This window comes from Pannonibacter sp. Q-1, assembly GCF_054073275.1.
The window spans coordinates 358,039-383,643 of sequence record NZ_JBSXNB010000002.1 but is presented as its reverse complement, the minus strand read 5'-3'; the positions used below and the strand labels follow the sequence as shown (position 1 = coordinate 383,643).

Below are 25,605 nucleotides of genomic sequence, written 5' to 3'. Positions count from 1 at the left end.
AGTCATTCAGATGGCTTCCGTCAGCGTCTTCATGGAAACCTGCATGATGGCGGCATGCTCCTCGCGGCTGCCGCCATTGACCTCAATATCGGCGAGGCGGCCCGAGTTCTCGACCACCATCCGGCAGCGCTCCCAGCGCCGGTCCTCAAAGGCGGCAAGGGAAGATGACAGGTCTTCGCCCTGAGCAATTTCCTCGGCCAGCACCATGGCATCCTCGATGCCGATGCAGGCCCCCGCTGCCAGATGCGGCGTGGTTGCGTGAACCGCATCGCCGATCAGCACCGTGCGGCCTCTGTGCCAGGGGCGGGGCAGAAGAAGCTGCTCCAGCGGCCGGTAGATGATCTGGTGCCCGTCCGACAGTTCGGCGGCTACCTTGCGCAGGATGGGGGAAGCGAACTGCTCCAGCAGGGCGCGCAATGTGGCGGTGAAGGTTTCCGCCGGAACATGCGTGTTCGCCGGGCGGTCTTCGGTGAGGAAGAGATAGACCGTGTCCTTTGTCACCCGGTTCATCCCCGCCTTCAGCTTCGGCCCCATCCACATGGTCACCGTCTCGATGCCTTCCGGACAGGGCAGTACCGCACGCCAGACAGCCTGGCCGATGAACCGGGGGCGCGGAGCATCCGGGAATACGGTCTGCCGGGTGGCCGAATAAAGGCCATCGGCACCGATGACCAGATCATAACGGTCCGAACTGCCATCGGTGAAGGTAACGGTGACGCCTTCGGCATCCTCGGAAATCTCCGTGAATGTGATGCCGAGGCGCACATTGGTGGCGGAAGCCCGCACCGCTTCGGACAGGATCTTAGCAAGTGCCGGGCGCATGATGGCGCCGCCACCGGGGATCTCCGGTCCTGCAACGCGCGGTGTCGGAATGCGGGCTACAACCGCGTCATCGGGGCCGCGCATCTGCACGCCATCCGTCGCAAAGCCCTCTTCGAGAAACCGGTCCAGCAGGCCGAGCTGGTTCAGGACGCGCAGGGTGGAGCCATGCAGGCTGATGCCTGCGCCATAGGACCGCCAGCCTGCATCGATTTCCACGAGGTCAACCGCCAGCCCGTTGCGCGACAATTGCAGGGCTGCGGTCATGCCGGAAAAGCCGCCACCGATGACAAGCGCCTTCTTGATGCCCGAATTCATTCTGCTTTCTCCTCCCGCAGGTCCTCGGCGAAAATCTCCCCCGCCGGGGTCACTGCGATGCTTACCGGTGTCAGCTGCTGCCCAAGGCAGGGGCCGATCACGCATTCTCCCGTGTCCATATCAAACAGCGCGCCGTGAGAGTGGCACGCCAGATGTGTCCCCTCGCCATTCAGATAGGCGTCGGTCTTCCATGCCATCGGCGTGCCGGTGGAGTAATGCGGGCAGGAATCGAGCCATGCGCGCAATGCCCCCTGATGGCGCAGAACGATGATCTTGCGCCGGTAGCTGCCGAGAGGGCCGAAGCCTTTGGCTTCTCCCTCTGCGATCTCCTCTTCCCGGCACAGGAACAGACCTCCCGTCATCATCCCGGCCGCCTGTCAGGGCTTGCCTGCGCCGGGGGGCGGGCCCATGGGTGCCCACTTCTCGCGCATCTCGAACAGGATGATCTGCGAGGCTTCCGCGCTCATGGGCGTCTCACGTGCGACCCAGGTGTCGTCGTGCTTGTCCATGTCGGCGTCATATTCGAAATGGCAGCCGAGGGGGCTGTTGAAATACCAGAACCAGTTCGATCCGAACTTGTGGCGTCCGGGCCCCCAGAAGCTCTGGTATCCCTTCTTGACGAAGCGTGTGCCGGCCACCATCAGCTCGGTCGGTCCACCCATATGGAAAGCGAGATGCTCGCAGCCCTTCATGTAGTCCGGGGTACGGATGAAGAAGAGCGTGTGGTGATCGTCATTCGCCTTCGGCCGCATGAAGGGGCCAGCACCCGACAGAATGTCGGTGATGACGAAGCCGAGGCGGTTGCCGTAGAAGCTGGTGGCAATATCGATATCCGGCACGAAAAGCACCACGTGGCTGAGCGAGCGCGGCAGGGCAGGCATCTCTTCCCAGACGCCGATTTCGTTCGGTTTGCGCTGTGCCGGAGCGCCGGGGGCGTTGATCTTCTCGGCCGGCATGTTCAGCTGCCGGCGGATGGTGACCTGGAACTTCAGCTCGAAGCCGTGATCGTCCTTCGTCTCGATTGAGCCGTCTGCCAGCCGGGTGACGCGGCGGTCCTTCGACAGTTCCGCCTCGATGGCGTCGATGTCTTCGGCTGCGCAGACGCCGTAAACCTGCTGACGCAGCATGTTCGAGGTCGGCAGCGCCGGGGGCAGTGAGGGGTCACTCTTGTGACGGACGATGATGCCAGTGCCGTCCAGCGCCTCGAACAGGCCGCCTTCGGGTGTCACATCCACCGGTTTCAAACCGAAGGCGGTCAGGTATTCGCTGCAGGCGGCAACATTGTCGACGCCAAAGACGAGAAAATCGGGGCCGATGATGTTCATGATCAGATCTGTCCTGTCGTGGCCTGAGTGCTGCCTGCGTGAAGAATGAACTCACGGGCAACCGTCAGGGTGAATGTTCCGGTTTGCGGGCGGATCACATCGCGGCAGGTCTGCGCGAGATCGATGGCGTCTTCCTCGCGGGCGAGCCAGAATTCCTCAATGACCTGCACCGGTACGGGAACGAGAGCGGTGTTGCGGAAGTGGCCCAGCAACTGATGCCTGCACTTGGCAACGGCGGTGGCAAGCCCCTCGTCATCGGGGGCTGTTCCGTGCCAGGCGAGGAAGACCTTGAAGGCGGTCCCGCCCTCTTGCACCGGAATGCAAATCTCTTCGGCACAAGGCATTCCGAAGACGGTGTCCGTGTCCACCATAAGCGGCTCGTCGGGCTTCAGGTGAGTATTGTAGAACTCCGTCTCCCGCGAGGCCTTGAGCGATGCAAGGTCAGGTGCCCAGACTTCCGTCACGAAATCGAGGCCCATGGCGAAGGCGGGCGGCATGCTGACGCCGCCCGGATAAATGCCGTCAAAGGCATGGTTCTGGACGTAGCGTCGCGGTGCCTGGTCCGGGAAGGCTGCGATATAATCCAGCACCAGGCGGCCATGAATGTCCTTCATGTGTTCGCGGTGTTCTGCAAGGGTCAGATCCTTGCGCCTGCGTCCGCAGATCATCATCTTGACCATGGTTCAGCTCCCCGAAGCGGTGCGCCCGCCAAGCGTTTCGGCAACCCAGTCGGCGATATAGGCTCCGGCATTGGCAGAATTGTCGAAGCTGGAATGCTGCACACCGCCGGTGCGCTCGTCGAAGATCTTCAGCTCGCGCTTCGGGCTGTTGACCAGCTGGTTGAAGGTCTCATGCGCCCAGTGCAGCGGGATCTGGCTGTCCTTTTCGCCATGGGTGACGAGGAAGGGCACGCGGATACGGTCAAGGATGCCATTGAGATGGACGTTTTCGGCAATTGCCATGAATTCGTCCATGTCCTTCGCGCCCCAGACCCACATCACGTGGCCCCAGTAGTGGGGAACGGGGAAGTTCCCCTCTTTGGCAAGGCGTTTCTTCTGTACGTCGCGCCAGTCATGATTGGCGCCCCAGACGACGCCACAGGCAAAGCGCGGCTCGAAGGCGACGGCGCGCGGGCAGTAATAGCCGCCGAGCGAAACGCCTTCCATGCCGATGCGCTTCGGGTCGATCTTCCCTTGCGTCTCCAGCCAGTCAACGACGCGTGAGGCCCAGTGCTCGCTGTCGAAACGGGCCGTCAGGCCCTGCAGGCGCAGGGCTTCGCCGGTGCCGGGCTGATCGACGATCAGCGAGGCAACGCCGCGCTTTGCAAGCCATGCGGGCAGGCCGACGAGGAATTTCATTTCCTTGGTGCTGTCGAGGCCATTGACCTGAACCAGCAGCGGGGCAGGGCCGGATACGCCTTCGGCAGGCACGTAAAGCGCCGAAAGATGCGTTCCCTCATAGGGGATTTCCACCCGGCGGCAGGTGGAGCCGGACAGATTCAGCCCCTTTTCGAATGCTGCGAGAAACCGCTGGTAGAGCGCCACACGGCCTTCCGAGCCGTGAGCCAGAAGGCGCTCGGCGGTCAGCATGTAATTGGCGGCCCGGATCAGCTTTTCACCGGCGGAAATGAGACGGCCAGCCGCCTCGTCCTCATCCGCCAGGGACACAAGCTTGTCCGCCATGCGGATCCATGTTTCGCGGAAAGCCTGGGTTCCGGCTGCATCGGGTGCCTTGGCTGCGTCCTGCAGCGGCGCACACATTTCCTCGATCTCACCCATCCGGGCGCCCATTTCGATCGACAGGTTGACCGAGAGGTTCCAGGGATAGTTGGATGGAAAATACTTGAACATCTGCTCTCCTCACATGGCAGCACGTCTTGCGGTGCCTGCCCACGGGAGATGCCTTGCGCCGCGCTGGTACCGTCCGTCCGCGCTGCGTTGCCTCCTCCCGTCATCTGGCTTAGCGGAGTGAAATGCGTTTACAAAATTGCTTTGATGAATGATTTGTATTGATGAGATGAATACCAAGGGAGGGGTATGTGCGTTTCAAAAATCTTGATCTCAATCTTTTGGCGGCGCTCGACACGCTGATCCGGGTGCGAAATGTCAGCCGGGCGGCGGAAGAGATGTTCATCACCCAGTCCGCCATGAGTAACGCACTGGGCCGCCTGCGGGGCTACTTCGATGATCCGCTGCTGATCCAGGTTGGCCGGTCCATGGAACTGTCACCGCTGGCTGTCTCGCTGGAGCAGCCCTTGCGCGATATCATCGTACGCATCGAGGCGGCAGTGGTGGCCACCCCGTCCTTCGAGCCGCAGGACAGCACCCGCAGTATCAGCCTTGTCGTTTCGGACTATACCCTTCACACCATCATGCCTGCCTTTATCGAGCGTGCAGCAAGGCTTGCGCCGTCGATGCAGTTTCACTTCAAGCCGCAGCAGAATTTTCCGCATGTGCTGCTGGAGCGGGGGGAGGCAGATCTGCTGGTGGCGCCAACGGCCTTCTGTTCCTCCAGTCATCCCGCAGAGGCGCTTTACAGCGAGCCTCTCTGTTGTGTGGTCAGTGAGGACCTGCCGCTGGTGGAGGGGGCTATTTCAATGGAGATGTTTCAGTCCTTGGGGCATGTGGTCATGCAGCCGCCCAACGGAGGGGTGAGCTTTGCGCAGATGGTCTGTGGCCAACTGGGGCTGACATTCCGCATTGATGTCACGACCTTTGCCTTCAGTTCCCTGCCGCCACTGGTGCGCGGAACGCAAAGGATGGCACTGGTGCAGAGAAGTCTGGCCGAGCGCATGTGCAGACTGGGCGGCATCAGGATCGCCGCACTGCCCTTTGATCTGCCGCTGCTGGAACAGTCCGTCCAGTGGCACAGCTACCGCAGCCGGGATCCGGCGCTGGTCTGGGTGCGTGAACAACTGGCAGCCGCTACCCGCGAGGTACATGGGGCCTGAGCACTTCCGGCGCGTGATGCGTCAGCCTCCCGGAGTCAAACATGAGGAGGCCGTGCCGGACTGAATAGATCGGCGCCCAAGTATTTCCTGGATAAATACGTTCTATTCCGAATGATAATTTTACATAGTTCATAGCTGCCGCTAGTGAACGATTGGGCGCCTGCAGGACCTCATGGGAGGCGTGAAACCTGCGGGCCGGAATGCCAGGGCGGTTCTGACCGATGTCAGGGCGGCGTTGGGGAGGGGCAATTCTTTGGATCAATGCCGGAGGCCAGCAGGTTTCCGGATTTCAGTCTGCCGTGATCAGCGGCGGCAACGGCATCTTATTGCCGTCATCTGACGATCCAGCGCGGGCCCTGGCAGATGCAGGGCCGGCCACCTGCCGTCCTCTCCACACTCCCGGCATTCAGTGCAGCTTTGCGTCCATGTGAGGAGGATGGAATGAAAAAGACTGGTATCGCGGGCCGTTCCCTGTTCGGTATGATGATGATTGCACTTGCGGTTGGGGAGGCAGGTGCCGCTGAAAATGGCAATACGCAATATTCGCCTGGTTCGGCGCAGTTTTTTGCAGCTGGAATTCCGCCATTTCCGGGGCTTTATTTCCTGTCACAGACAAGCTACTTCCATTCGGACCGGCTTAACAACGGCAGCGGCGACAAGATTCCGATCGATTTCAAGGTCAGCGCAATCGCCGAAACCATGCGCTTCCTTTATGTCAGCAATCTGGATATTGGCGGTGCCAAGGTCTGGGGGCAGGTCGTGGTGCCGCTCGTCAATCTCGACATGACGCTTCCCATTGGCAATGACACGCGCTTCGGCCTTGCGGATGTTTCCGGAACTCTTGGTCTGGTCTGGCATAAGGACAAGCATTCGTTTGTGGCCGGTGTCGATGTTGCCGCTCCAACCGGGCTTTACGACTCGTCCAAGTTCGCCAATATCGGCGTCAATCACTGGTCCGTCCAGCCGACCCTTGGCTATCATTACACCGATCCGCAGGGCCTCGAAGTTGCCTCGACGTTGAGGTTCATTTTCAACACCGAGAACAACGATACGAAGTACACGTCCGGCAACGAGATGGTCATCGATTATGCCGTCGGCTGGAATTTCGACAAGCTGAAGATCGGTGCCGTAGGTTACTACCTGCAGCAGCTGACCGATGACAGTAGCCCGGCGGCCGCAGCAGACGGGCATCGTGGCAAGGGCTTTGCGATTGGTCCGTCAGTGACCTACGCCTTCAACCCCGGTTTGCAGTTCAGCGGTTCCTGGCAGCATGATGTGATTGCCGAGAACCGGGCGCAGGGCGACACGTTCTGGTTCAACTTTGCCACGAAGTTCTGATTGCACGCAGCTGCAGACAATTTTCCACAAGAATGCCGGGCCTCAGTGCCCGGCATTTTGCCTCACTCCAGCGGCTCTCCCTCATGGACGCGGGAGATGAGTGCGGAGGCCTGGCGGGTGCAGCCGCTGTCGAGCAGCCAGCCGAGCACGGCACCGGGATAGGCATCTTCCAGATCCTGCGGCAGCACCTTGAGGCCGAACTTGCGCAAGGCGGAGCCAGCCGAAAGCGCCAGCGCGCCGTCGGTCACGGGGAATGTGGCAGGGGCGGTGAATGTGTGGCTGCCCGCCGGCCAGTTGAGGTCTGACGCCTTGCCTGCTTGATTGCGCAGGGTAACGGTCAGGGCCTCTGCCGCGTCCCGCCTCCAGAACGTCAGTTCATCCTTGCGGGTGCAGCGTTCGCCGGAGCTGTCGATGCTGACGAGCCAGATGCCCGGCTGGTCCGGCAGGCTGCTGTCCGTCTTGCGCGAGGCGCCGAGCACTTCCGATGTCTGGCCGCCAGCGCCGAGGAACTTGCGCACCGCATCCCAGCCGCTGAAGGGGCGCTCCACCGGCGGGGCGGCATCCAGCTTGCCGTCAAAGGGGCCTTCGATCCGTTTCATTTCACCGGACTGGAAAAGAACGGTGAGTTTTGCGCCATCAGGCAGTTTCAGGCTGGAGCCTTCGGCAATGCGGTCGCCCGGCTGCAGGCTGGCGGGGCCGCTGGCGGCAACCACAATCATGTCCGCCAGCGCTGGCGCTGCGGTTGCCCCGCTCAACAGGGCCGCGATCATCATCTGCCGGAACATGCCGAACCTCATCCTGCTCTCAATCCAACCGGGCGCAGGTTATTTGCCGCCCAGAACGATCTGTGTACCCGTTTCACCTTGCCCGAGGCGCGCCAGATGCAGGCGCGAGGGGCCGTCATCACCGCGCAGGCGCAGCACCGATTCAAATCCCTGCCGCGCCGCCTCCGCCTCTTCTTGCTGCAGCAAGGCGAAAGCGGCGGCATAGGCCGCCATCCACTCCGCCCCGGCCTCCGCCCCACTCAAAGGCTCGACGCAGGGCAAGGGTTCCGCGCGGCCCTTCACCACCAGGTCGCCGATGGGCCGGTAGGTGAGGCCCGGTGCGTGGGCCGCAGCTGCGGCGCTGACGCAGATGCGCGTGCCCAGATATTTATTGGCGCCTTCCAGCCGGGCGGCGGTGTTCACCGTGTCACCGATGCTTGTATAATCGAAAAACCGGCTACCGCCAAAATTACCGACTACGGCCTCACCCCGGTGCAGGCCGATGCGGGTGACGCCGAGCGGAATGCCCTCCGCCGCCATCTCCTTGCGGAAGCCCTCGCAGAAGGCATCCACCGCCAGCGCCAGCTTCACGGCCTTGAGGCTCTGCTCCGGGTCTTCCTCCGGTGCGCCGAAGAAGCCGACCACGGCATCGCCGATCAGCTTGTCGATGGTGGCGCCGTGGCTGACGAAGAGGTCACACATGCGGTCCAGATAGCGGTTGAGGATTGCGGCCACCTGATCCGCCGTTAGCTGCTCCGACAGGGTGGTGAAGCCCTCAAGGTCCGTGAACACATAGGTGACCGTGCGCTTTTCCCCGCCAAGGGCGAGGCTGAGCCGCCCCGAAGTCAGCCGCTGCACCACCTGCGGGCTGACATAGCGGGAGAAGGCGGTGTTGAGAAACGCCCGCTCCGACCGGTCGATGCGCCAGCGGAACAGGGCAAGCAGCAGCGCGGCGGCAATCGCGGCGGCAGGCGGGGTGAGCACGGGCAGCTGCAGGATCTGCAGGCGCAGCAGCAGCGCAGACACGGCAAGACAGGCAAATGCGGCAAGGCCAAGCACGAGGAAGAAGCGGCCCGGCTTCTGCGTCAGAGTGAAGCCGGTGACGGTGGCGGCCGCCGCAAGGGCAGCCAGCATGAGGCCGAATTCCAGCGGCAGGGCAGGCAGGCTGCGGCCTTCCAGCACCTGCGCCAGAATATGGGCGTGGATGGCGATGCCCGGCACCGTGCCGCCTTCGGTGCCGGCAAGGGACACCATCGGCGCCGGATGCTGGTCGAGATGCGGCAGGTCCGTGCCGATCAGCACGTATTTCCCGGCAAGCCACTCATCCGGCAGCAGTGCAGCGGTGTGGGCCGGATATTGCGGAAAGGCGGTGAGGCCGGGGCCTTGCGGCGCCTGATAGAGAATGCGCCCGCGCGGCGGCGGCGTTCCGGCTGCTTCGGCGGCCAGTGCTGCCGTGAAGGTGGTGATCGGTGCGCCGTCCCGGTCCTGCGGAAAGGGCAGATGCCGCACGATGCCATCTGAATCATCGCGCTGCAGCACGATGGAGCCATGGCCGCGCCCGCTGACCGAATTTCCGAGATAAAGCCGCTGCTGCGGCGTCAGGTCGTTGAGATCGCTGGCAACAGCCAGGATCACCGGGCTTGACGCATCGTCGATGGCAGCCAGCAGATCGGCATCCTTCACCGGGTCGCTCGGGCCGTCGAACAGAATGTCGATGCCGATGGCCTTGGGGCCGGTGGCGCTGATGCGCCGGATCAGGGCCGCGAGAAAGCCCCGGTCGATGGGCGAGCGGTAGGGAAAGGCGGCCAGCGTTTCCTCGGTGATGGTGAGGATGACGATATCCTCGCGCCGTTCCGTAGCGGTTCCGCCACCGGCAAACAGGATCACATCGCCAAGGCGCGGCTCCAGCCTTGTGGCCACGGGCAGCACCAGAATGAGCGCAAGGCAGGCAGCCAGAACCGGCGCCAGCCTGCGCTGCACTGGGCCCGCAAGTGCGGGTTTGCTGGCGCGGCCCATGGTCATCTGGGCGCGTCGAAGCGGCGCACGTCCGAGCGGGTGCCGTCCTTGTAGGTCAGTTGCACGGTGATGTAGGCGGTGCTGCGCGGCACCTGCAGATAGACATCCGATCCCGGCCCGGAGCGGGGCACGGCATGGGGATTGTCCGGGTCACAGGGGCCGGTGTCGAAGGCCAGGTCCGGCTCGTCCTTGTTGATGCCGTAGCGCACACCGGACAGCGCGCAGCGGTAGCTGATCAGATGGGTGAAATAGGCCAGCTGCTCCCGCCCGCCGCCGAAGGAAATCCAGCTGTTCCAGAAACGCTCGAGAATGTCCTTCTGCCCCGCAATCAGCGCCGTGTCCGGATCGAAATGCAGCGTATAGGGCCCCTGCGTCTCGCCGCGCAGGTTGGTGTATTGCACCTCGATGTCCATGGCGGACGCAGAGCCCGGCAGCTCGAAGCCGGGATAGGGCAGGGGCTGGCCGGTGGCCGGGTCCATCGCTCCGCTCATGACGCCGGTGGAGCGGAACTCGCCGCCCGGCAGACGCACGAAGATTTCCCGCGCCTTGTCGGCGATGGAGAGCGTCATCAGCCAGCCCTGATTGCTGCGGGTGGCGGACAGCTGCAGCGGATTGGCCATGGCCGCATCGCTCATGGCCGAAAGCGCGGCAAGACGGCTGCGGGCATCCTCCAGCCAGCTGGCGGCCATCTGCTGATCAATGAAGTAGCGCAGAACCTTGCCTTGATCCGCCGCCTCAACGAAACGGGTCAGCAGATCCTTTTCCCTCGTCTTGTCGGCCAGAGATTGCTGGCCGAGGCGGCTCTGCGAATAATCGAGGCTAAGTTCATAGAGTGCCGGGCCGAAATCCGGATAGGCTTCTATGAAGCTGCCCAGCCGGCGCACCCGCTCGTCCCGCTCCTCCAGCAGGATCGAGGCAAACAGCGTTGCCGGATCGCGCCGTCCGGCGGAAAGCGCACGGTAGACCTCGCGCGCTCCGGCGCGGCCCTCCTGCACCTTCAGCACCGCCTGAAACCGCAGGTGCGGATCGATCTGCGGCTCGCCGAAGGCGAAATATTTCAGATAGTCCTGCCGCGCGCCCGGATAATCGCCCTTGAGTTCGCGCAGGCGGGCGTTGGCGTAGAATTCATGCGGGCGCTGCGGATTTTCCACCAGCAGCGAGCGGCTTTGCAGGGCGGCGAAAAGCTGCTCGATCTGCCCGGCATCTGCCGCAGGCAGGCTGGCAAGGCGCATGCGCGCCAGCTCGGCAAAGGCACCAGCGGGAAAGCGCTCCAGATAGGCTTCATAATCAGAAGAGGTGCGGCTGTCCTTTACCCCGTTCCAGAACACCAGTTCCTGCTGCAGCGCCTCGGCGGTGGCCGCCGGTGCAGGAGTAGCGCCTGCTGCATCCGCGCTGTCTGCGGTGGGCATCAGGATGATGTCGGTGGTGAGCGAAGAATGGTCCCACGGCACCTGCGCTCCGTCCGTTGCCGTCACCACATCCTGCCGCACGCGCTTGAACACGGTTTCGATGCTGGCGCCGGGCACCAGAAGCTCCCGGGCAATCGCCGCCGAATAGGGGCTGTTGAGCCCCCGGCCATCTGCTGCCGTGCTGCCGGGAGCCGTTGCAAAGGAAATGAAACTGCCGCGCGGCGTGCCCGTCAGCAGCGTCAGCCCGCCCGCGCTGCCGCCTGCGGAGCGGGTCAGCGCCGTGTTGCGGCAGGCATCGAGGATGATGATGTTCGGCCCGTCATGGGCCTCTTCCACCGCCGCCAGCACCCAGTCCACCGGCAGCGCCTCGAACTCGGCATCCACTTCCTCGCGCAGGTCCGCGCCGAGCGGGGCCAGATAATTGCGCCCGCCGGCGGCAAAGCCGTGGCCGGAGTAATAGACCGCCGCCAGCGTGCCGGAGGGCGCGGCCTTGAGCCTTGCCGTGAAGTCGCGCACCGCCGCTTTCATGCCGCGCAGATCCGCATCCATCACCAGCATCACCTCAAAGCCTGCCGCCTTGAGGCTGCCGGAAATCAGCGCCGCATCATTGGCCGGGTTTTTCAGGGCGGGCAGGGCAGGGCTGTCATAGGCGGCGTTGCCGATCACCAGCGCGAGGCGGCTGGCCGTGTCTTGCGCCCGTGCCGGAGCCACCGCACCCAGCAGCGTGAGGCAGAGAACCAGAACGGCCATCATCCCAGGCACCAGTCTGGCGGGCTCTGCCATCATCTTCCGCGACCCGCTGTCAGCTTGTCTCATCGTCTGTCCTGCCCGGAATGATGCCCGAAATGGCGCCCGTGTTGCTGCCTTCTGGATAATCCGCCGGGAGCAGCAAAGGCAACCTGCGGGCAATGATCTTACAGCAACCTGTCTTGCAAGATGTGCTGCCTGTCACGGACTGCCGCCCTCATCCTCCGCCTTGCACAGATTCAGCCGGGTTACGTTAGAGGTTAGATGGTATCAGGTTTTTATGCCGTCTAAGTAAGCAATCGAAGGTACGCAAAGCCATAACTCCTGCTTATCCCTATGATCAATCCTGATTACATGCGGATAAAATCTCTGATTAAATTTGCTTAAGTCATCAAAAGGTCAGCAAGTCTTCGTCAATCTGTCATATGGAGACTTGCATATGCGCCCCTGAACAGGGAGCGCAGGATGTCGCCGCAAGCAGTCGAACTTTCCGGAATCCGCAAGACCTTTGGCAGCGAAAGCGTGCTCAAGGGCATCGATCTGTCCATCCGTCCGGGTGAATTTCTGTCACTGGTCGGCTCCTCCGGCTGTGGCAAGTCCACGCTGCTGCGGGTCATCGCCGGGCTGGAGACGCCGGATCAGGGAAAGGTGAACATCGGCGGCTCGGATGTGACCGGCATGGACCCGAGCGACCGGAACCTTGCCATGGTGTTCCAGTCCTACGCGCTCTATCCGCACATGAGCGTGCGCCAGAACATCGCCACCCCCTTGCGCATGCGCCGTCTGCCAGCTTCCGCCCGCCTGCCGCTGGTGGGCCGCCTGATGGCACCGAAGGCGCGGCTTGCCGAAATCTCCGCCGCTGTCGAGGACGCCGCCGAAACCCTGCAGATCGGCCACCTGCTGGACCGCAGGCCCGCCCAGCTTTCCGGCGGCCAGCGCCAGCGTGTGGCGCTTGCCCGGGCGCTGGTGCGCTCTCCTTCGGCCTTCCTGATGGATGAGCCGCTGTCGAACCTCGACGCCAAGCTGCGCGCCCACATGCGTGAGGAACTGGCGGCCCTGCACCGGCGGCTGGGCGCGACCTTCATCTATGTCACCCACGACCAGATCGAAGCCATGACCATGTCGGACCGCATCGCGCTGATGTCGGAAGGGCGGATCGAGCAGCTGGGCACGCCGGACGAACTCTACCGCCGCCCGGCGACGCTGACCGTCGCCCGTTTCATCGGCATGCCGGCGATCAACCTGCTGCCGGCCGAAATCACGGCCGAAGGCCGCGTGCATGCGCTGGGGCAGGATCTGGGCCTGCAGGTGGCCGCACAAGGGGCGGAAACCGCCACCATCGGCCTGCGCCCCGAAGACCTGGTGCCTGTGGATCAGGAACCTGCATCCGAGGGTCTTTCCGTCCGCGTGCTGCGGGCCGAGATGCATGGCGCCGACCGTTATGTCAGCTGTGCGCTGTCAGGACACGATGAACTCGTCCTGACCTTCCGCCAGTCCGCCGCCGTGCCGCTGGCCGTCTCTGCGGAAGGCATGCTGCACCTCGCTTTCGCGCCGGAGCGGCTGCATGTCTTCGGTGCCGATGGCCTGCGCCGGGAAACCGCAACGCAGGGGAGGGCGGCCGCATGAGCGTCACCAGCCTCGGCCTTGAGACCGGCGATGCCGCGCCCGTGCCGCGCCGCCGTACCCGCCGTGAACGGCAGATGATGATGCGCGGGCTGATGTTTGCCGCCCCCGCCAGCCTGCTGCTGCTCGGCATCTACATTCTGCCCGTCATCATTCTCGCTGGGTTTTCCGTCACGGATTACCGGCTGGGTGCGCTGTCGCTTCATTTCATTGGCCTTGATAATTTTGCACAGGCCTTCTCCGATCAGGTGTTCATGCGGGCGCTGCGCAACACCGCACTTTATGCGGCGCTGGTCATCCCCTTCGGCGTCGGCCTGGGACTTGGTGCGGCGCTGCTGGTCAATGCCCGCAAGCGCAGCCGCAGCTTCTGGGAAGTCGCCTATTTCCTGCCCGTCACGGCAACGCTCGTCGCCATGGCCACCGTCTGGCAGTTCCTGCTGCATCCTTCCATCGGCCCGGTGAATGCGGCGATCAAGTGGCTGGGCTTTTCGCCCGTGTCCTTCCTCTCCGATCCGGCGCTCTTGATCCCGTCCATGGCGATCATCGGCATCTGGCAGGTGCTGGGCTTCAACATGGTGCTGTTTCTGGCCGGTCTCACCGCCATTCCGCAGGACCTTTACGAGGCCGCAAGGCTGGACGGCGCCCGCTCGCCGCTGGACCGGTTTCTCACCGTCACCTGGCCGATGCTGGGGCCGACCACGCTTTTCGTCGTGGTCACCACCTCCATCTCCGCCTTCAAGGTGTTCGAGACGGTGGCCGTGCTGACCAAGGGGCGCTTCGGTTCCGAAACGCTGCTCTTCGCGCTCTATCTCGAAGGCTTCGAATATTCCAACACCGGCTATGCCGCCGCGCTGACGCTGATCTTCCTTGCAATCGTGCTGGTGCTGTCCATCGGGCAGACGGTGCACATGGACCGGAAGGTGCATTACTGATGGCCGCTCTCCGCCGCTTTGCCCCGCATCTGGTTCTGGCCCTTGGCGCAGCCTTCATGCTGCTGCCGTTCTACTGGATGCTGCTGACCTCCATCCGCCCGCCTGCAGAGATCTTCAACGTCTCGCTCTGGCCGTTCCCCGACCAGTTCGACGGGGCGGAGAACTATTCCCGCGCCGCCAGCCAGGTGCCCATGGCGCGTTTCATGCTGAACGGCGCCATCGTCTGCGGCGGCATCCTGATCGTGCAGATCCTGACGGCGGTGCCTGCGGCCTATGCGCTGGCCAAGCTCCGCTTTCCGGGCCGCCGCCTGCTGCTCGGCCTCGTCATCGCCGCGCTCTGCGTGCCCATTCAGGCGCTGGCCCTGCCGCTGTTCGTCGGCCTCGCCTGGACGAAGATGCTCAACACGTACTTTGCGATGATGCTGCCGTTCTTCCTGTCGGTCTTCGCCATCTTCCTCTTCCACCAGTCCTTCCGCAGCTATCCGGACGAAATCATCGAGGCCGCCCGCATGGATGGCTTTTCGGAGATGGAAATCTGCTGGGGTCTGGTGCTGCGCGGCTCGCTGCCCTCGCTTGCCGCCTTCTCGGTCTTTTCCATCGTCGCCCACTGGAACGATCTCTACTGGCCGATGATCGTCGTCACCGACGTCAATCTCGCCCCGCCGCCGCTCGGCATGCTGTTCTTCGCCGATGCGGAGACGGGCGCCAACTACGGCGCGCTGATGGCCGGTGCCACCCTCATCACCGCACCCATGGTGCTGTGCTTCCTCCTTGCCCGCCGCCATTTCATTGCGGGCATCACCATGACCGGCGTCAAATGACCCGGCCGTTCTCCTCCTCCCAACCGCATCCGGAGACTGTCATGAAGATCACTCGCCGCACCGCCCTCGGCGGTCTTGCCCTCGGCCTTGCCATGGCCGGGCTTGGCAAGCCTGCCCTTGCCAATGAGATCACGCTCGACGTGCTCTACAACCTGCCGGGCTTCACCAAGTTCCATCAGCCGCTGGCCGATGAGTTCATGAAGAACAATCCGGACATCAAGATCAACTTCCTCGCCCCCGCCGCCGGCTACAACGAAGGCCAGCAGCAGGTGCTGCGCGCCGCCGTGACGGGCAACCTGCCGGATGTCTATTTCTCCGGCTATAACCTGACGGCGGAACTCGTCCACACGCTGGCCCCGCGCAACCAGATCACCGATCTGACGCCCTTCATCGAAGCCGAAGGCGGCCAGGCCTTCCTCGACGCCAACTACAGCCCGAAGATGGCCGCGCTCGGCCAGATCGACGGCAAGCAGTATGGCCTGCCGGTCAACGCCTCCTCGCCGATCGTCTACATCAACGCCGATCTGGTGAAGAAGGCCGGCGGCGACCCGGACAAGATGCCCGACACCTTCGAAGGCCTGATCGAACTGGCCGCGAAGATCCACGCCATGGACCCGAAGATCGCCGGCATGGGCTATGACATCAACGGCTGGCCGGATGACTGGCTGTGGCAGGCGCTGATCTTCCAGCAGGGCGGCCGTCTGGTTGATGCGGAAACCAAGACCGTTGCCTTCGACAACGAGATCGGCCTCAACGCCCTGAAGCTGACCCGCCGTTTCGTTACCGAAGGCGGCCAGAACCTTCTGGACTGGGACCAGTCGCGCCAGCAGTTCGGCGCAGGCCTCACCGGCTTCATCTTCTCCACGCCCGCCCACGTGCAGACCATCGAAGGCCTGGTGGGTGACCGCTTCGAGCTGAAGACCGCCACCTTCCCGCTGGACAACAAGGACACCGGCGGCGTGCCGACCGGCGGCAACTCCGCCGTGATCCTGACGCAGGACAAGGCCAAGCAGGACGCGGCCTGGAAGTACCTGAAGTGGATCACCGGCCCGCAGGCGCAGGACACCATCGTGCGCATCACCGGCTATCTGCCGACCAACAAACTGGCCACCGGTCCGGAGTTCCTCGCACCCTTCTATGCCGAGAAGCCGAACGTGAAGACCGCCTCCCTGCAGGCCGACCGCTCCATGCCCTGGGCCGGTTATCCGGGCGGCGATTCCGTCCGCATCTGGCGCACCCAGCGCGACATCATCGGCGCCGTCATGCGCGGCGAACTGACGCCGGAAGACGGCCTGAAGCAGGTGGTTGATCAGACCAACGCCCTGATGAAGTGACGCTTTCTCCCGGCGGGCTGCGTCTTGCGGCAGCCGGGCACAGCCAATTGACCATTGAGGCTGCGGGGGGCTGTTTCCCGCAGCCTTTTCTTGCCCCTTGCATCCCTCCTCAGGACCGTTTCCATGAAAATCATCCAGCTCACCGACACCCACCTGATGCCCCCCGGCGCGGTGGTGAACGGGGTTGACCCGGAGCGCCAGCTGCGCCTTGCCGTCGAGGACATTCTCGCCCGCCATGGCGATGCGGACCTCATGGTCATCACCGGTGACCTGTGCAACCACGGCGATCCGGAAGCCTATGCGCTGTTGCGCGAGATCCTGGCGCCCGTGCCCTTCGAGCTGCGCCTTTTGATCGGCAACCACGACCGCCGCCCGGAATTCCGCGAGGCCTTTCCGGAGCATCCGGTGGACGGGCAGGGCTTCGTCCAGTCCTTCAAGGATACGGACCATGGCCGGCTGCTGTTTCTGGACACCCATGAAGCCGGCATGATCGGCGGGCTCTATGGTGCGGACCGCATGGCCTTTCTCGATGAGGCGCTGGCCGGGGCAGGGGATGTGCCCGTCACCGTCTTCATCCATCACCCGCCGTTTGACTGCGGCATCGGCCATTTCGAGAATATCGGCCTGCATGATGACGGCGCGCTGATGCAGCGCCTCGGCACCCATCCGGGCGGCGTGCGCCACATCGTCTTCGGCCACATCCACATCCCCATGGCAGGCACGGCAGCCAACGGCATCGCCTACAGCTCCGGCCAGGCCACCGGCCACCGCTTCATCACCGACCTTGCCGACCCATGCCCCTGGTGGACCGGCGGCAACCCCACCTACCGCATCCTCCTCCTCGACGAGCACGGCCTGCGCGCCTACACCGCCGAGACATCACAAGTGCCGACAAGCCGCGCAGCGCGGTGCGAGGGGCCGTGAGGGGGAGATGATTGCTGCTTGATCACACAACTCCTGATATCGTATTGAAGTCAATGCGCTAGGCAGGGGGCAGGTTGGCGGTGTCGGTTAATTTTGATCATCTGAGCAATATCAGTCCGGAACTGCACCGCCTGGGTGTGCTGGCCGAACGTTTCTTTGCAGATGATGCCAACACGTCTCTGATCAAGAGCCGCCAGTTCGGCGAGTATCTGGCCAAAGAGATCGCGGCGCGTTCAGGGCTTTATGATCCGGCTCTCCGGGAGCTGCAGGTGGACCTGATCCGCAGGCTTGCCGCTGAACAGATACTGCCGAGGGATGTTGCCGGCATTTTCCATGCGGTCAGAAAGGCCGGTAACGAGGCTGCCCACGGTATTGGCGGTTCTCCATCTGATGCTCTGTCTGCGCTGCGGTTCTGTCATGCGCTGGGTGTGTGGTACCGCAGAACCTGGGGGCGGGACGCCGGGTTCAACCCCGGCCCCTTTGTGCCGCCACGCGCGTCAAGAGAAACCGACGCGGCCACACTGGCCGAGCTGGCGGCCCTGCGTCAGCAGGTGCAGGACGCCGAAGCGAAACTGGCAGCGGCCCATGCGTCTGCTGAAGAGCTGGAAAAGGCCCGCCTTGCAGCGCAGGAGATGGCCCGGCAGGCGGTAGAGGAAAGCGCGGTCTGGGAGCAGACGGCCATGGAGCTTGAGGCCAATCAGGCGGCTTTGGCATCGAGGCTCAAGGAACTGCAGTCTGATGCTGCTGCCCAGCCGCAGGCAACGCTTCTGGCATTCCGCCAGGCGGGCATGGAAGCGGCAAACAGGCTGGAACTGGACGAACGCCAGACCCGCCAACTGATTGACGTGCAGCTGTCGGATGCCGGATGGGAAGCCGATTCCATGGCCTTGCGCTATTCGAAGGGCACAAGGCCGGAAGAGGGGCGCAACCTTGCCATCGCCGAATGGCCGGCGGAGAGCGGCTCTGCCGACTACGCACTGTTTTGCGGCCTGACCTGCGTGGGCGTGGTCGAAGCCAAGCGGGAGGCGGTGAATGTGCAGTCCGCCCTGTCTCAGGCCGAGCGTTATGCCCGCCATATTCGGCTGAGCCCTGAAATGCTGGCTGCGGATGATCCCTGGCAATATGGTCTGGATGAGCCTTTCCGGGTGCCGTTTGTCTTTGCCACCAATGGCCGCCCGTTCTTGCGCCAGTGGCTGGCCGGATCGGGTATCTGGTACAGGGATGTCCGGCGGCAGACCAACCATCCGCTGGCCATGCCAAGCTGGTTTACCCCGAAGGACCTTCTTGAAAAGCTGCGTACGGATGTGGACGCCGCTGCGCTCGGGCTTGCCGAAGACAGTTTCGGCCATGGGCGGCTGCGGCCCTATCAGGAGAAGGCGATTGCTGCAGTGGAGGAGGCTATTGCCGGTGGACAGCGCGAGATCCTCCTCTCCATGGCGACGGGAACCGGAAAGACGCGCACGGCCATTGCGCTGATGTACCGGCTTTTGAAGCACAACCGCTTCCGCCGTATCCTCTTCCTTGTTGACCGCAAGACGCTTGGCAAGCAGACGAGTGATGCCCTCGACACCACCGAAATCGAAGGCATGCTCAACTTTTCGCAGATCTACAAGGTTTCAGGCCTCGATACGCGTCAGCCTGCGGATGAGGACCGGGTGCAGGTGGCAACCGTGCAGTCGATGATTGCCCGTATTCTCAACGAGCCAGACCCGGCAAGGCGCCTGACGCCCGGCACCTTTGACTGCATCATCGTGGATGAGGCCCACCGGGGCTACACGCTGGATGCGGAGTTGAGCGAGAGTGAAGCCGGCTTCCGTAACATTGATGACTACCAGTCCGCCTACCGGCAGATCCTGGACCATTTCGATGCGGTGAAAGTGGCGCTGACAGCAACGCCTGCGCTGCACACCCGCGAGATCTTCGGCCACCCGGTGTTCCATTATGGCTACCGGCAGGCCGTCGTGGAGGGCTATCTGATCGATTATCTGCCGCCCCGGCGCATCACAACAGCGCTGGCTGAGGCGGGTATCCACTTTGAGGGCGGCGAGGAGGTCGAGATCATCGACCGCCGCACGGGGCAGATCGACCTGTTCGAGCTGCCCGATGATGTGGAGCATGACTATGATCTGGCCGACTTCAACAGGCGGGTCCACTCCGAAGCGTTCAATCGGATCGTTTGCCGGGCCATCGCAACCGAGATTCCCCCGTCCAAACCGGGCAAGACGCTGATCTTTGCGGCCCGTGACAGCCACGCCGATGATATCGAGCGGCTTCTGGTGGAGGAACTGCAGGAGGAATACGGCAGGGATGCCATTCCGCACGGGATGGTCGCCAAGATCACCGGAAAGGTTGACCGGGTTGAGGAAAAGATCCTGAAGTTCAAGAACGATCCCCAGCCGAAATACGTGGTGACCGTGGATCTGTTGACCACCGGTGTTGATGTGCCCTCAATCTGCAATCTGGTCTTCGTGCGCCGGGTGAGAAGCCGCATTCTCTATGACCAGATGATCGGCCGGGCGACACGGCTTTGCCCTGATATCGGCAAGGAGCATTTCCGCATTTTCGATGCGGTCGATCTTTATGCGGAACTGCAGGAAACATCGGACATGCGGCCCGTGGCCGTAAGGCCGGATGTTCCGCTGGGCCAGCTTCTGGCTGACCTTGAGAACGCGCCCACGGAAGAAGACCGCAACTGGGTGGCGGGGCAGGTGATCATGCGCATGCGGGCGCGCCTCAAGCGCATGGACAGGGAAACGCAGGAGAGCTTCGAGCGGGTGACGGGGGAGAGCCCGGATACCTTGCTGCAGCATCTGGCAAGCCTCTCCGGCAGGGCGCTGCAGGACTGGTTCGAGGCCCATCCGCAGGCCGTGCCGCTGCTGGAGCGGCCGCCGGTGGCGCAGGGGGAGGGGATGCTCATCTCCACCCATGAGGACGAGCTGCTGCGCATTGAGGAAATCTTCGGGCGCAACACCACGCCCGAGGATTACATCACCGGCTTCGAGCGTTTCGTGCGGGAGAACATGAACCAGGTTCCGGCGCTGATCGCCGTGACCCAGCGCCCGCGTGATCTGACCCGCAAGGAGCTGTCCGAACTGGCGGGGCTGCTGGACGAGCACAACTACTCCGAAAGCATGCTGCGCGCCGCCTATGGCCGGGCACGCAATGCCGATATCGCCGCCCATATCATCGGCTTCGTGCGGCAGGCCGCGCTGGGCGATCCGCTGGTGCCCTATGCCACCCGAGTGGAAAATGCCATCCGCAGGATCGAGGCCTCGCGCAGCTGGACGGCGAAGCAGAAGGAGTGGCTGCGCCGCATTGGCCGTGCCTTGAAGGACAGGCCCGTGGCCGATCCGGTGATGCTGGATCAGGACAGCTTTGCCGACAAAGGCGGTTTCCAGCGCATCTCGCAGGAATTTGACGGCGCGCTGGACGAGGTGCTGCACGCCTTCAACGAAGCCATATGGGGACCTTCTGCCGCGTGAGGCGGGCAGCCTGTTGACCCGCGCCCGCCGCCCGCTACAAACACACACCCGCCAAGCGAACCGGAAAGCCCGTCATGAACGCCAATGCTATCGTCCAGAAACTCTGGCGCCTCTGCACCGTGCTGCGCAAGGACGGCATCACCTATCAGCAATATGTCACGGAGCTGACTTATCTGCTGTTCCTGAAGATGATGGCCGAGCGCAACCGCGAGACGGGCAGCCTGCCGAAGGGCATGCGCTGGGCGGATCTGGCGAAGGCCAGCGGATTGCCGCAGCTGCGCCATTACCGGGACGTTCTGGTCACGCTCGGAAATTCCAGCGTGCGGCTGGGGCGCGATGATGAACTGGTGCCTGTGCCTGCGGACAATGCCGCGCCGGAAGAGCGCAAGCGCTATGCCGATGCGCGGCCGCTGCCGGAGATGGTGCAGGAGATCTTCGACAGCGCCTCCACCTTCATCCGCGAGCCGCAGAACCTTGCCACCCTTGTCACTGCCATTGACGAGCTGGACTGGTTCTCGGACGAGCGCGATCAGTTCGGTGATCTGTACGAGGGCCTGCTGCAGAAGAATGCGGAAGAGACGAAACGCGGTGCGGGGCAGTATTTCACCCCGCGTGTGCTGATCGAGCTTCTGGTCCGCCTCATGCAGCCGCAGCCGGGGGAGGTGATCCAGGACCCGGCGGCAGGCACCGGCGGCTTCCTCATCGCCGCAGACCGCTACATGCGCGCCCGCACGGACGATTATTTCGACCTTGGCGAAAAGGCCGCCTGGCAGAAGCGGCAGGCGATCCGTGGCATGGAAAACGTGCCGGGCACCCTGCGCCTGCTGCTGATGAACCTTTACCTGCATGATATCGACAGCGAGCATGTGCATCTGGGCGACACCCTGTCGGACAAGGGCACGAAGCTGGGCCGGGCAAACCTCATCCTCACCAACCCGCCCTTCGGCCCGGCGGGCGGGGCGCCGACGCGCGATGACCTGACGGTCACGGCCACCGTCTCTTCCTATCAGCTGCCCTTCGTGGAACATTGCATCCGTGCGCTGCAGCCCGGCGGGCGGGCGGCCATCGTCGTGCCTGACAATGTGCTGTTCGAGGACGGGCGCGGCAAGGCGTTGCGGCAGATGATGATGGACTGGTGCGACCTGCACACCATCCTGCGCCTGCCCACCGGCATCTTCTATGCGCAAGGGGTGAAGACCAATGTCATCTTCCTGACCCGGGGCACGAGCGAGACCGGCAACACCAAGGCCGTCTGGATCTATGACCTGCGGGCGCAGATGCCGAAATTCGGCAAGACCACGCCGCTGACGGAAAATCATTTCGAAGGATTTGAAAAGGCCTTCGGCACCAGTCCCCATGGTGCGCAGCGCGGCCCGGACGAGGGCGAGGCCGGCCGCTGGCGCATGTTCACCCGCGAATACATTGCCGCACGCGATGACGATCTCAACATCCCTTGGCTGCGTGAGGCGGAGGAAGAGGCGGAAGACGGCCTCACCGAGCCCGACGACATCGCCGCCGCCATCCTCGGCCACCTGCAGGCCGCCATGCTGGAAATCGAAGCCCTCTCCACCGAACTCGGCGGCGATCTGCCGGAGGCAGTGGAATGAGCGGGCTGCCGAAGGGGTGGGTTGAGGCGAAAATTGGCGAAGTCTGCAACTACATCCAGCGAGGGAAGTCCCCGAAGTACGTTGAAAGCAGCGCACTTCCTGTCATTAATCAGAAGTGCGTCCGCTGGGCCGGGATTGACGAACGGTATCTGAAGTATGTTGACCCCGAGCAATGGTCATCGTGGACTGAAGAGCGATTTCTCGCTCCCGATGATGTGCTGTGGAACTCTACGGGAACCGGCACCATCGGAAGAGCTGCGCTATTCAAGGGATTACAGACGGCGGATCGGGCTGTCGTAGACAGTCATGTCACCATTCTACGTACCAATGGCGCGGTGACGGGCACATTCTTGCACCGCTTCATCCAGTCACCAGGCGTTCAGGCTGCGATCGTCGACATGCAGTCTGGGACGACAAACCAAGTCGAACTAAATCGAGCGGGGATCATTGCGACAACGTTGCCCCTCCCACCCCTGGCCGAACAAAAGCGCATCGTGGCCAAGCTGGAGGCGCTGAACGCGAAATCCGCCCGCGCCCGCACCGAACTCACCCGCATCGAAACCCTCGTCTCCCGCTACAAACAGGCCGTGCTCAGCAAGGCGTTCAGCGGGGCGTTGACTTCGACCCAATTTGCTCAGCCTGATGGCAACAGAAGTGCTAGCCATCCGGCGCATTGGAAACAAATGCAACTTGGCGAAATTGCCGACATCAAGTCCGGGATCACGTTAGGCAAGAAGCGCAGGCCGGACGAGCCGTTGTTGGAGTTGCCCTATCTGCGCGTTGCGAACGTGCAGCGGGGCTGGCTCGATCTCAGGGAGATCAAGACGATCAAGGTAACTGCCAAAGAGGCCAACGCTCTGCTGCTCCGAGAGGGCGATGTGCTTATGAATGAAGGTGGTGATCGAGATAAGCTCGGGCGGGGCTGGGTTTGGGATGGGCAAATCCACGACTGCATCCATCAGAACCATGTGTTTCGCGTGAGATTGGCTTCCGGCGCGGTTCCCCCGCGCTTCCTGTCCTATTACGCCAATGAATTTGGGCAAAAGCACTTTTTCGACGAGGGGAAGCAGACGACGAACCTCGCATCCATTAGCAAGTCGAAACTCTCCGCTATGAATGTGCCGGTTCCGCCCTTTGAAGAGGCAACAGAAATCGTCCGCCGCATCGAATCCGCCTTCGCCAAGATCGACCGGCTGGCGGCAGAGGCGAAGCGGGCGCTGGCGCTGGTGGGGCGGTTGGATGAGGCGGTCCTGGCCAAGGCCTTCCGCGGCGAACTGGTGCCCCAGGACGAAAACGACGAACCCGCCACAACCCTCCTCGCCCGCATCCGCGCCTCCCGCGATGCGGCGCCGAAGGTGAAGCGGGGACGGGGAAGAAAGGCGTGACAACGCTGTGTGACCTCGCCACACGGCTTCCCATCGTCATCGGCCTGCCTTTAGCTGCCGTTCGGACGCGCTTCAAGAAAGGAAATTGATGACCTCTTTTTGGGTAAACTCAGCGACGCTCTCGGCCTAAATCAGAAGAAGTCCAAAATAAGCAATCTTTTGAGCAACTTACGGATGAAGGGGCGGATCCATAATGCGGGATCCAAGACGGCGCCTGAATGGCGCCTTTCGGACGAAGCGTGAACATTCTAAGAAAGCTCTAAGAGAGCTACCAGACTGCTGACAAACCTTCGGCCTCTCCATCGTCATCCTCGGCCTTGTGCCGAGGATCTAACCAAATCAATGGCTTGCAGATGGTCGGGACAAGCCCGACCATGACGAAAGAGGAGAGATCTTGCTTTGTCAACGACCATAAAGCTCTAAGAGAGCTACGAAAGGAATTTAAGAAAGCCGGTGGTCATTGAGACAGCCACCAGCCGTGCCGGATATAGGAACGTTTTGAGGAGCGTCTGACTTCGCAATGACCATCCCCGATTACCAGACCCTCATGCTGCCCGTCCTGCGTCTTGCTGCCGAAGGTGAAACGCGGGTGGCGGATGCGGCCGGGCGTATTGCCGGTGAGTTCGGGCTGACGCCGCAGGAGCAGGAGGAGATGCTGCCGAGCGGGCGACAGCGGGTGCTGCACAACCGCATTCACTGGGCGAAGTTTTACATGAGCAAGGCCGGACTGATCGTCTCGCCCGTGCGGGGGCGCTTTGTGGCCTCGGACAAGGGCAGGGCGCTGCTGGCCGGCGCTCCGCAGCAGATCACCCTGGCGATGCTGATGCAGGATCCGGAATTCCGCGCCTTTTATGAGAACGGGCGTGGCAGCTCCAGCGGGGAAGACGCGGCGGGCGCGCCGGGGGCGGTTGCTGTTGAGGCCGCCGCTTCGCCTGCCACACCGGAAGAGCAGATCGACGCGGCCCATGCGGCCATGACGGCGGAGCTGCGGGATGAATTGCTGCAGCGCATCCTCGCCAACAGCCCGGCCTTCTTCGAGCAGCTGATCGTCGATCTGCTGGTGGCCATGGGCTATGGCGGCAGCCACAAGGATGCCGCCGCGCAGCTTGGCCGCTCCGGCGATGGCGGCGTGGACGGCGTGGTCAACGAGGACCGGCTCGGCCTTGACCGCATCTATGTGCAGGCCAAGCGCTATGCCCCCGGCAATCCCGTTGGCCGCCCGGATGTGAACGGCTTCGTCGGCAGTCTCGTTGGTCTTGGCGCCACCAAGGGCGTGTTCGTCACCACCTCCAGCTTCAGCCAGCCCGCCCGCGACTACGTGCGCCATCTTGCGCAGCGGGTGATCCTCATCGACGGGCAGGAGCTGGCCGACCTGATGATCGAGCACGGCGTTGGCGTCAGAGGCTACCGGACGGTCGAGTTCAAGCGGCTGGATGAGGATTTCTTCGGGGAGGAGTGAGGCGTTGTTGCGGCAGGTGGCGGGGCATGTGCTGGCTGTGGCGTCAGCGGGGCTTTTTTGAGACAGGCGATGAAGCCCGGAAACAAAACCCCAGAAACAAAACCCTGGAAACAAGAGCCCGGAAACAGCTGCCCCGCCGACAGAGGGGCTGATGCCAGGGGCTGAGATGCTGGCGCATCACGCCTTGAATTTGCTGAGGTGCCGCGCGGGCTTGGCCGGTTGCCGTCGCGGCATGATCGCCGCGCGGTGATGCTGGATCACAATTTGCCCATAAATTCTCGAAATACTTTTTACATTACACGGCTAATAATATTTGTATGACTAAAATTTAAGGCTTTCTCTATGGAGGGGG

The 25,605-nt window shown here is 63.0% G+C and carries 19 protein-coding genes; 11 read left to right on the top strand and 8 right to left on the bottom strand.

What is annotated here, in order from left to right:
- Positions 1-6: 6 nt before the first annotated feature.
- The 5 genes from ACVNHC_RS05720 to ACVNHC_RS05700 are packed head-to-tail and all read right to left on the bottom strand — an operon-like array spanning position 7 to position 4,312.
- The gene (locus ACVNHC_RS05720; RefSeq protein WP_457166691.1) at positions 7-1,137 is read right to left on the bottom strand and encodes an FAD-dependent oxidoreductase; all 1,131 of its coding nucleotides are present in this window, start codon (positions 1,135-1,137) and stop codon (positions 7-9) included.
- Positions 1,134-1,502 (bottom strand): Rieske (2Fe-2S) protein, encoded by a 369-nt coding sequence (locus ACVNHC_RS05715; protein ID WP_050471724.1) that lies wholly within the window; start codon positions 1,500-1,502, stop codon positions 1,134-1,136. Before ACVNHC_RS05715 ends, ACVNHC_RS05720 begins: the two co-directional genes overlap by 4 nt.
- A gap of 12 nt (positions 1,503-1,514) precedes the next feature.
- On the bottom strand, positions 1,515-2,462 hold the full coding sequence (locus ACVNHC_RS05710) for a VOC family protein (RefSeq protein WP_457166690.1): 948 nt from the start codon (positions 2,460-2,462) through the stop codon (positions 1,515-1,517).
- A gap of 2 nt (positions 2,463-2,464) precedes the next feature.
- Entirely contained in the window at positions 2,465-3,142 is a 678-nt protein-coding gene (locus ACVNHC_RS05705) for an EthD domain-containing protein (RefSeq protein WP_457166689.1), read from the bottom strand.
- A 3-nt stretch (positions 3,143-3,145) separates the two neighbouring features.
- Positions 3,146-4,312, bottom strand: coding sequence for an alpha/beta hydrolase family protein (locus tag ACVNHC_RS05700; RefSeq protein ID WP_457166688.1), 1,167 nt, complete (start codon positions 4,310-4,312; stop codon positions 3,146-3,148).
- 188 nt (positions 4,313-4,500) lie between these two features.
- On the opposite strand from ACVNHC_RS05700, the gene ACVNHC_RS05695 reads away from it, so the two are divergent.
- A complete protein-coding gene (locus ACVNHC_RS05695; protein ID WP_457166687.1) occupies positions 4,501-5,412 on the top strand; it encodes a LysR family transcriptional regulator in 912 nt (303 codons plus the stop codon).
- A gap of 441 nt (positions 5,413-5,853) precedes the next feature.
- Complete coding sequence (locus tag ACVNHC_RS05690; protein WP_457166686.1) at positions 5,854-6,750, top strand: SphA family protein; 897 nt, start codon at positions 5,854-5,856, stop codon at positions 6,748-6,750.
- Positions 6,751-6,812: 62 nt separating this feature from the next.
- Here ACVNHC_RS05690 and ACVNHC_RS05685 read toward each other — a convergent pair whose 3' ends face one another.
- From ACVNHC_RS05685 to ACVNHC_RS05675, 3 genes are read right to left on the bottom strand one after another with little or no spacing between them, the layout of a single operon-like run.
- Complete coding sequence (locus tag ACVNHC_RS05685) at positions 6,813-7,535, bottom strand: hypothetical protein (protein WP_457166685.1); 723 nt, start codon at positions 7,533-7,535, stop codon at positions 6,813-6,815.
- Positions 7,536-7,574: 39 nt separating this feature from the next.
- A complete protein-coding gene (locus ACVNHC_RS05680) occupies positions 7,575-9,536 on the bottom strand; it encodes a CHASE2 domain-containing protein (protein WP_457166684.1) in 1,962 nt (653 codons plus the stop codon).
- Entirely contained in the window at positions 9,533-11,755 is a 2,223-nt protein-coding gene (locus tag ACVNHC_RS05675) for a caspase family protein (RefSeq protein WP_457166683.1), read from the bottom strand. Before ACVNHC_RS05675 ends, ACVNHC_RS05680 begins: the two co-directional genes overlap by 4 nt.
- 396 nt (positions 11,756-12,151) lie before the next feature.
- Here ACVNHC_RS05675 and ACVNHC_RS05670 point away from each other — a divergent pair, with 396 nt between their 5' ends.
- From ACVNHC_RS05670 to ACVNHC_RS05630, 9 genes are all read left to right on the top strand, one after another.
- A complete protein-coding gene (locus tag ACVNHC_RS05670) occupies positions 12,152-13,312 on the top strand; it encodes an ABC transporter ATP-binding protein (protein ID WP_457166682.1) in 1,161 nt (386 codons plus the stop codon).
- 74 nt (positions 13,313-13,386) lie between these two features.
- Entirely contained in the window at positions 13,387-14,241 is an 855-nt protein-coding gene (locus ACVNHC_RS05665) for a carbohydrate ABC transporter permease (protein ID WP_208982593.1), read from the top strand.
- Positions 14,241-15,062, top strand: a complete 822-nt coding sequence (locus tag ACVNHC_RS05660; protein WP_058900027.1) for a carbohydrate ABC transporter permease — start codon at positions 14,241-14,243, stop codon at positions 15,060-15,062. The genes ACVNHC_RS05665 and ACVNHC_RS05660 overlap by 1 nt, the downstream gene beginning before the upstream one ends.
- Positions 15,063-15,103: 41 nt before the next feature.
- Positions 15,104-16,396: an ABC transporter substrate-binding protein gene (locus ACVNHC_RS05655; RefSeq protein WP_457166681.1), complete on the top strand. Its 1,293-nt coding sequence runs from the start codon at positions 15,104-15,106 to the stop codon at positions 16,394-16,396.
- 123 nt (positions 16,397-16,519) lie between these two features.
- A complete protein-coding gene (locus ACVNHC_RS05650; RefSeq protein WP_457166680.1) occupies positions 16,520-17,320 on the top strand; it encodes a phosphodiesterase in 801 nt (266 codons plus the stop codon).
- Between the two features lie 80 nt (positions 17,321-17,400).
- Complete coding sequence (gene hsdR / locus ACVNHC_RS05645) at positions 17,401-20,802, top strand: type I restriction-modification system endonuclease (RefSeq protein WP_457166679.1); 3,402 nt, start codon at positions 17,401-17,403, stop codon at positions 20,800-20,802.
- Between the two features lie 74 nt (positions 20,803-20,876).
- Positions 20,877-22,409, top strand: a complete 1,533-nt coding sequence (locus tag ACVNHC_RS05640; RefSeq protein WP_457166678.1) for an N-6 DNA methylase — start codon at positions 20,877-20,879, stop codon at positions 22,407-22,409.
- Positions 22,406-23,794 (top strand): restriction endonuclease subunit S, encoded by a 1,389-nt coding sequence (locus tag ACVNHC_RS05635; RefSeq protein WP_457166677.1) that lies wholly within the window; start codon positions 22,406-22,408, stop codon positions 23,792-23,794. Before ACVNHC_RS05640 ends, ACVNHC_RS05635 begins: the two co-directional genes overlap by 4 nt.
- Positions 23,795-24,314: 520 nt before the next feature.
- Positions 24,315-25,253 carry a restriction endonuclease gene (locus tag ACVNHC_RS05630; protein ID WP_457166676.1) on the top strand — a complete coding sequence of 313 codons (939 nt, stop codon included), beginning with the start codon at positions 24,315-24,317 and terminating at the stop codon, positions 25,251-25,253.
- Positions 25,254-25,605 lie beyond the last annotated feature (352 nt).

Coding starts and splice junctions, on each gene's coding strand:
- ACVNHC_RS05675 (WP_457166683.1), bottom strand. CDS start 11,755: ATGAGACAAGCTGACAGCGGGTCGCGGAAGATGATGGCAGAGCCCGCC.
- ACVNHC_RS05665 (WP_208982593.1), top strand. CDS start 13,387: ATGATGATGCGCGGGCTGATGTTTGCCGCCCCCGCCAGCCTGCTGCTG.
- ACVNHC_RS05635 (WP_457166677.1), top strand. CDS start 22,406: ATGAGCGGGCTGCCGAAGGGGTGGGTTGAGGCGAAAATTGGCGAAGTC.
- ACVNHC_RS05630 (WP_457166676.1), top strand. CDS start 24,315: ATGACCATCCCCGATTACCAGACCCTCATGCTGCCCGTCCTGCGTCTT.
- ACVNHC_RS05685 (WP_457166685.1), bottom strand. CDS start 7,535: ATGTTCCGGCAGATGATGATCGCGGCCCTGTTGAGCGGGGCAACCGCA.
- ACVNHC_RS05705 (WP_457166689.1), bottom strand. CDS start 3,142: ATGGTCAAGATGATGATCTGCGGACGCAGGCGCAAGGATCTGACCCTT.
- ACVNHC_RS05655 (WP_457166681.1), top strand. CDS start 15,104: ATGAAGATCACTCGCCGCACCGCCCTCGGCGGTCTTGCCCTCGGCCTT.
- ACVNHC_RS05720 (WP_457166691.1), bottom strand. CDS start 1,137: ATGAATTCGGGCATCAAGAAGGCGCTTGTCATCGGTGGCGGCTTTTCC.
- ACVNHC_RS05670 (WP_457166682.1), top strand. CDS start 12,152: ATGTCGCCGCAAGCAGTCGAACTTTCCGGAATCCGCAAGACCTTTGGC.
- ACVNHC_RS05680 (WP_457166684.1), bottom strand. CDS start 9,536: ATGACCATGGGCCGCGCCAGCAAACCCGCACTTGCGGGCCCAGTGCAG.
- ACVNHC_RS05660 (WP_058900027.1), top strand. CDS start 14,241: ATGGCCGCTCTCCGCCGCTTTGCCCCGCATCTGGTTCTGGCCCTTGGC.
- ACVNHC_RS05700 (WP_457166688.1), bottom strand. CDS start 4,312: ATGTTCAAGTATTTTCCATCCAACTATCCCTGGAACCTCTCGGTCAAC.
- ACVNHC_RS05710 (WP_457166690.1), bottom strand. CDS start 2,462: ATGAACATCATCGGCCCCGATTTTCTCGTCTTTGGCGTCGACAATGTT.
- ACVNHC_RS05650 (WP_457166680.1), top strand. CDS start 16,520: ATGAAAATCATCCAGCTCACCGACACCCACCTGATGCCCCCCGGCGCG.
- ACVNHC_RS05640 (WP_457166678.1), top strand. CDS start 20,877: ATGAACGCCAATGCTATCGTCCAGAAACTCTGGCGCCTCTGCACCGTG.
- ACVNHC_RS05690 (WP_457166686.1), top strand. CDS start 5,854: ATGAAAAAGACTGGTATCGCGGGCCGTTCCCTGTTCGGTATGATGATG.
- ACVNHC_RS05715 (WP_050471724.1), bottom strand. CDS start 1,502: ATGATGACGGGAGGTCTGTTCCTGTGCCGGGAAGAGGAGATCGCAGAG.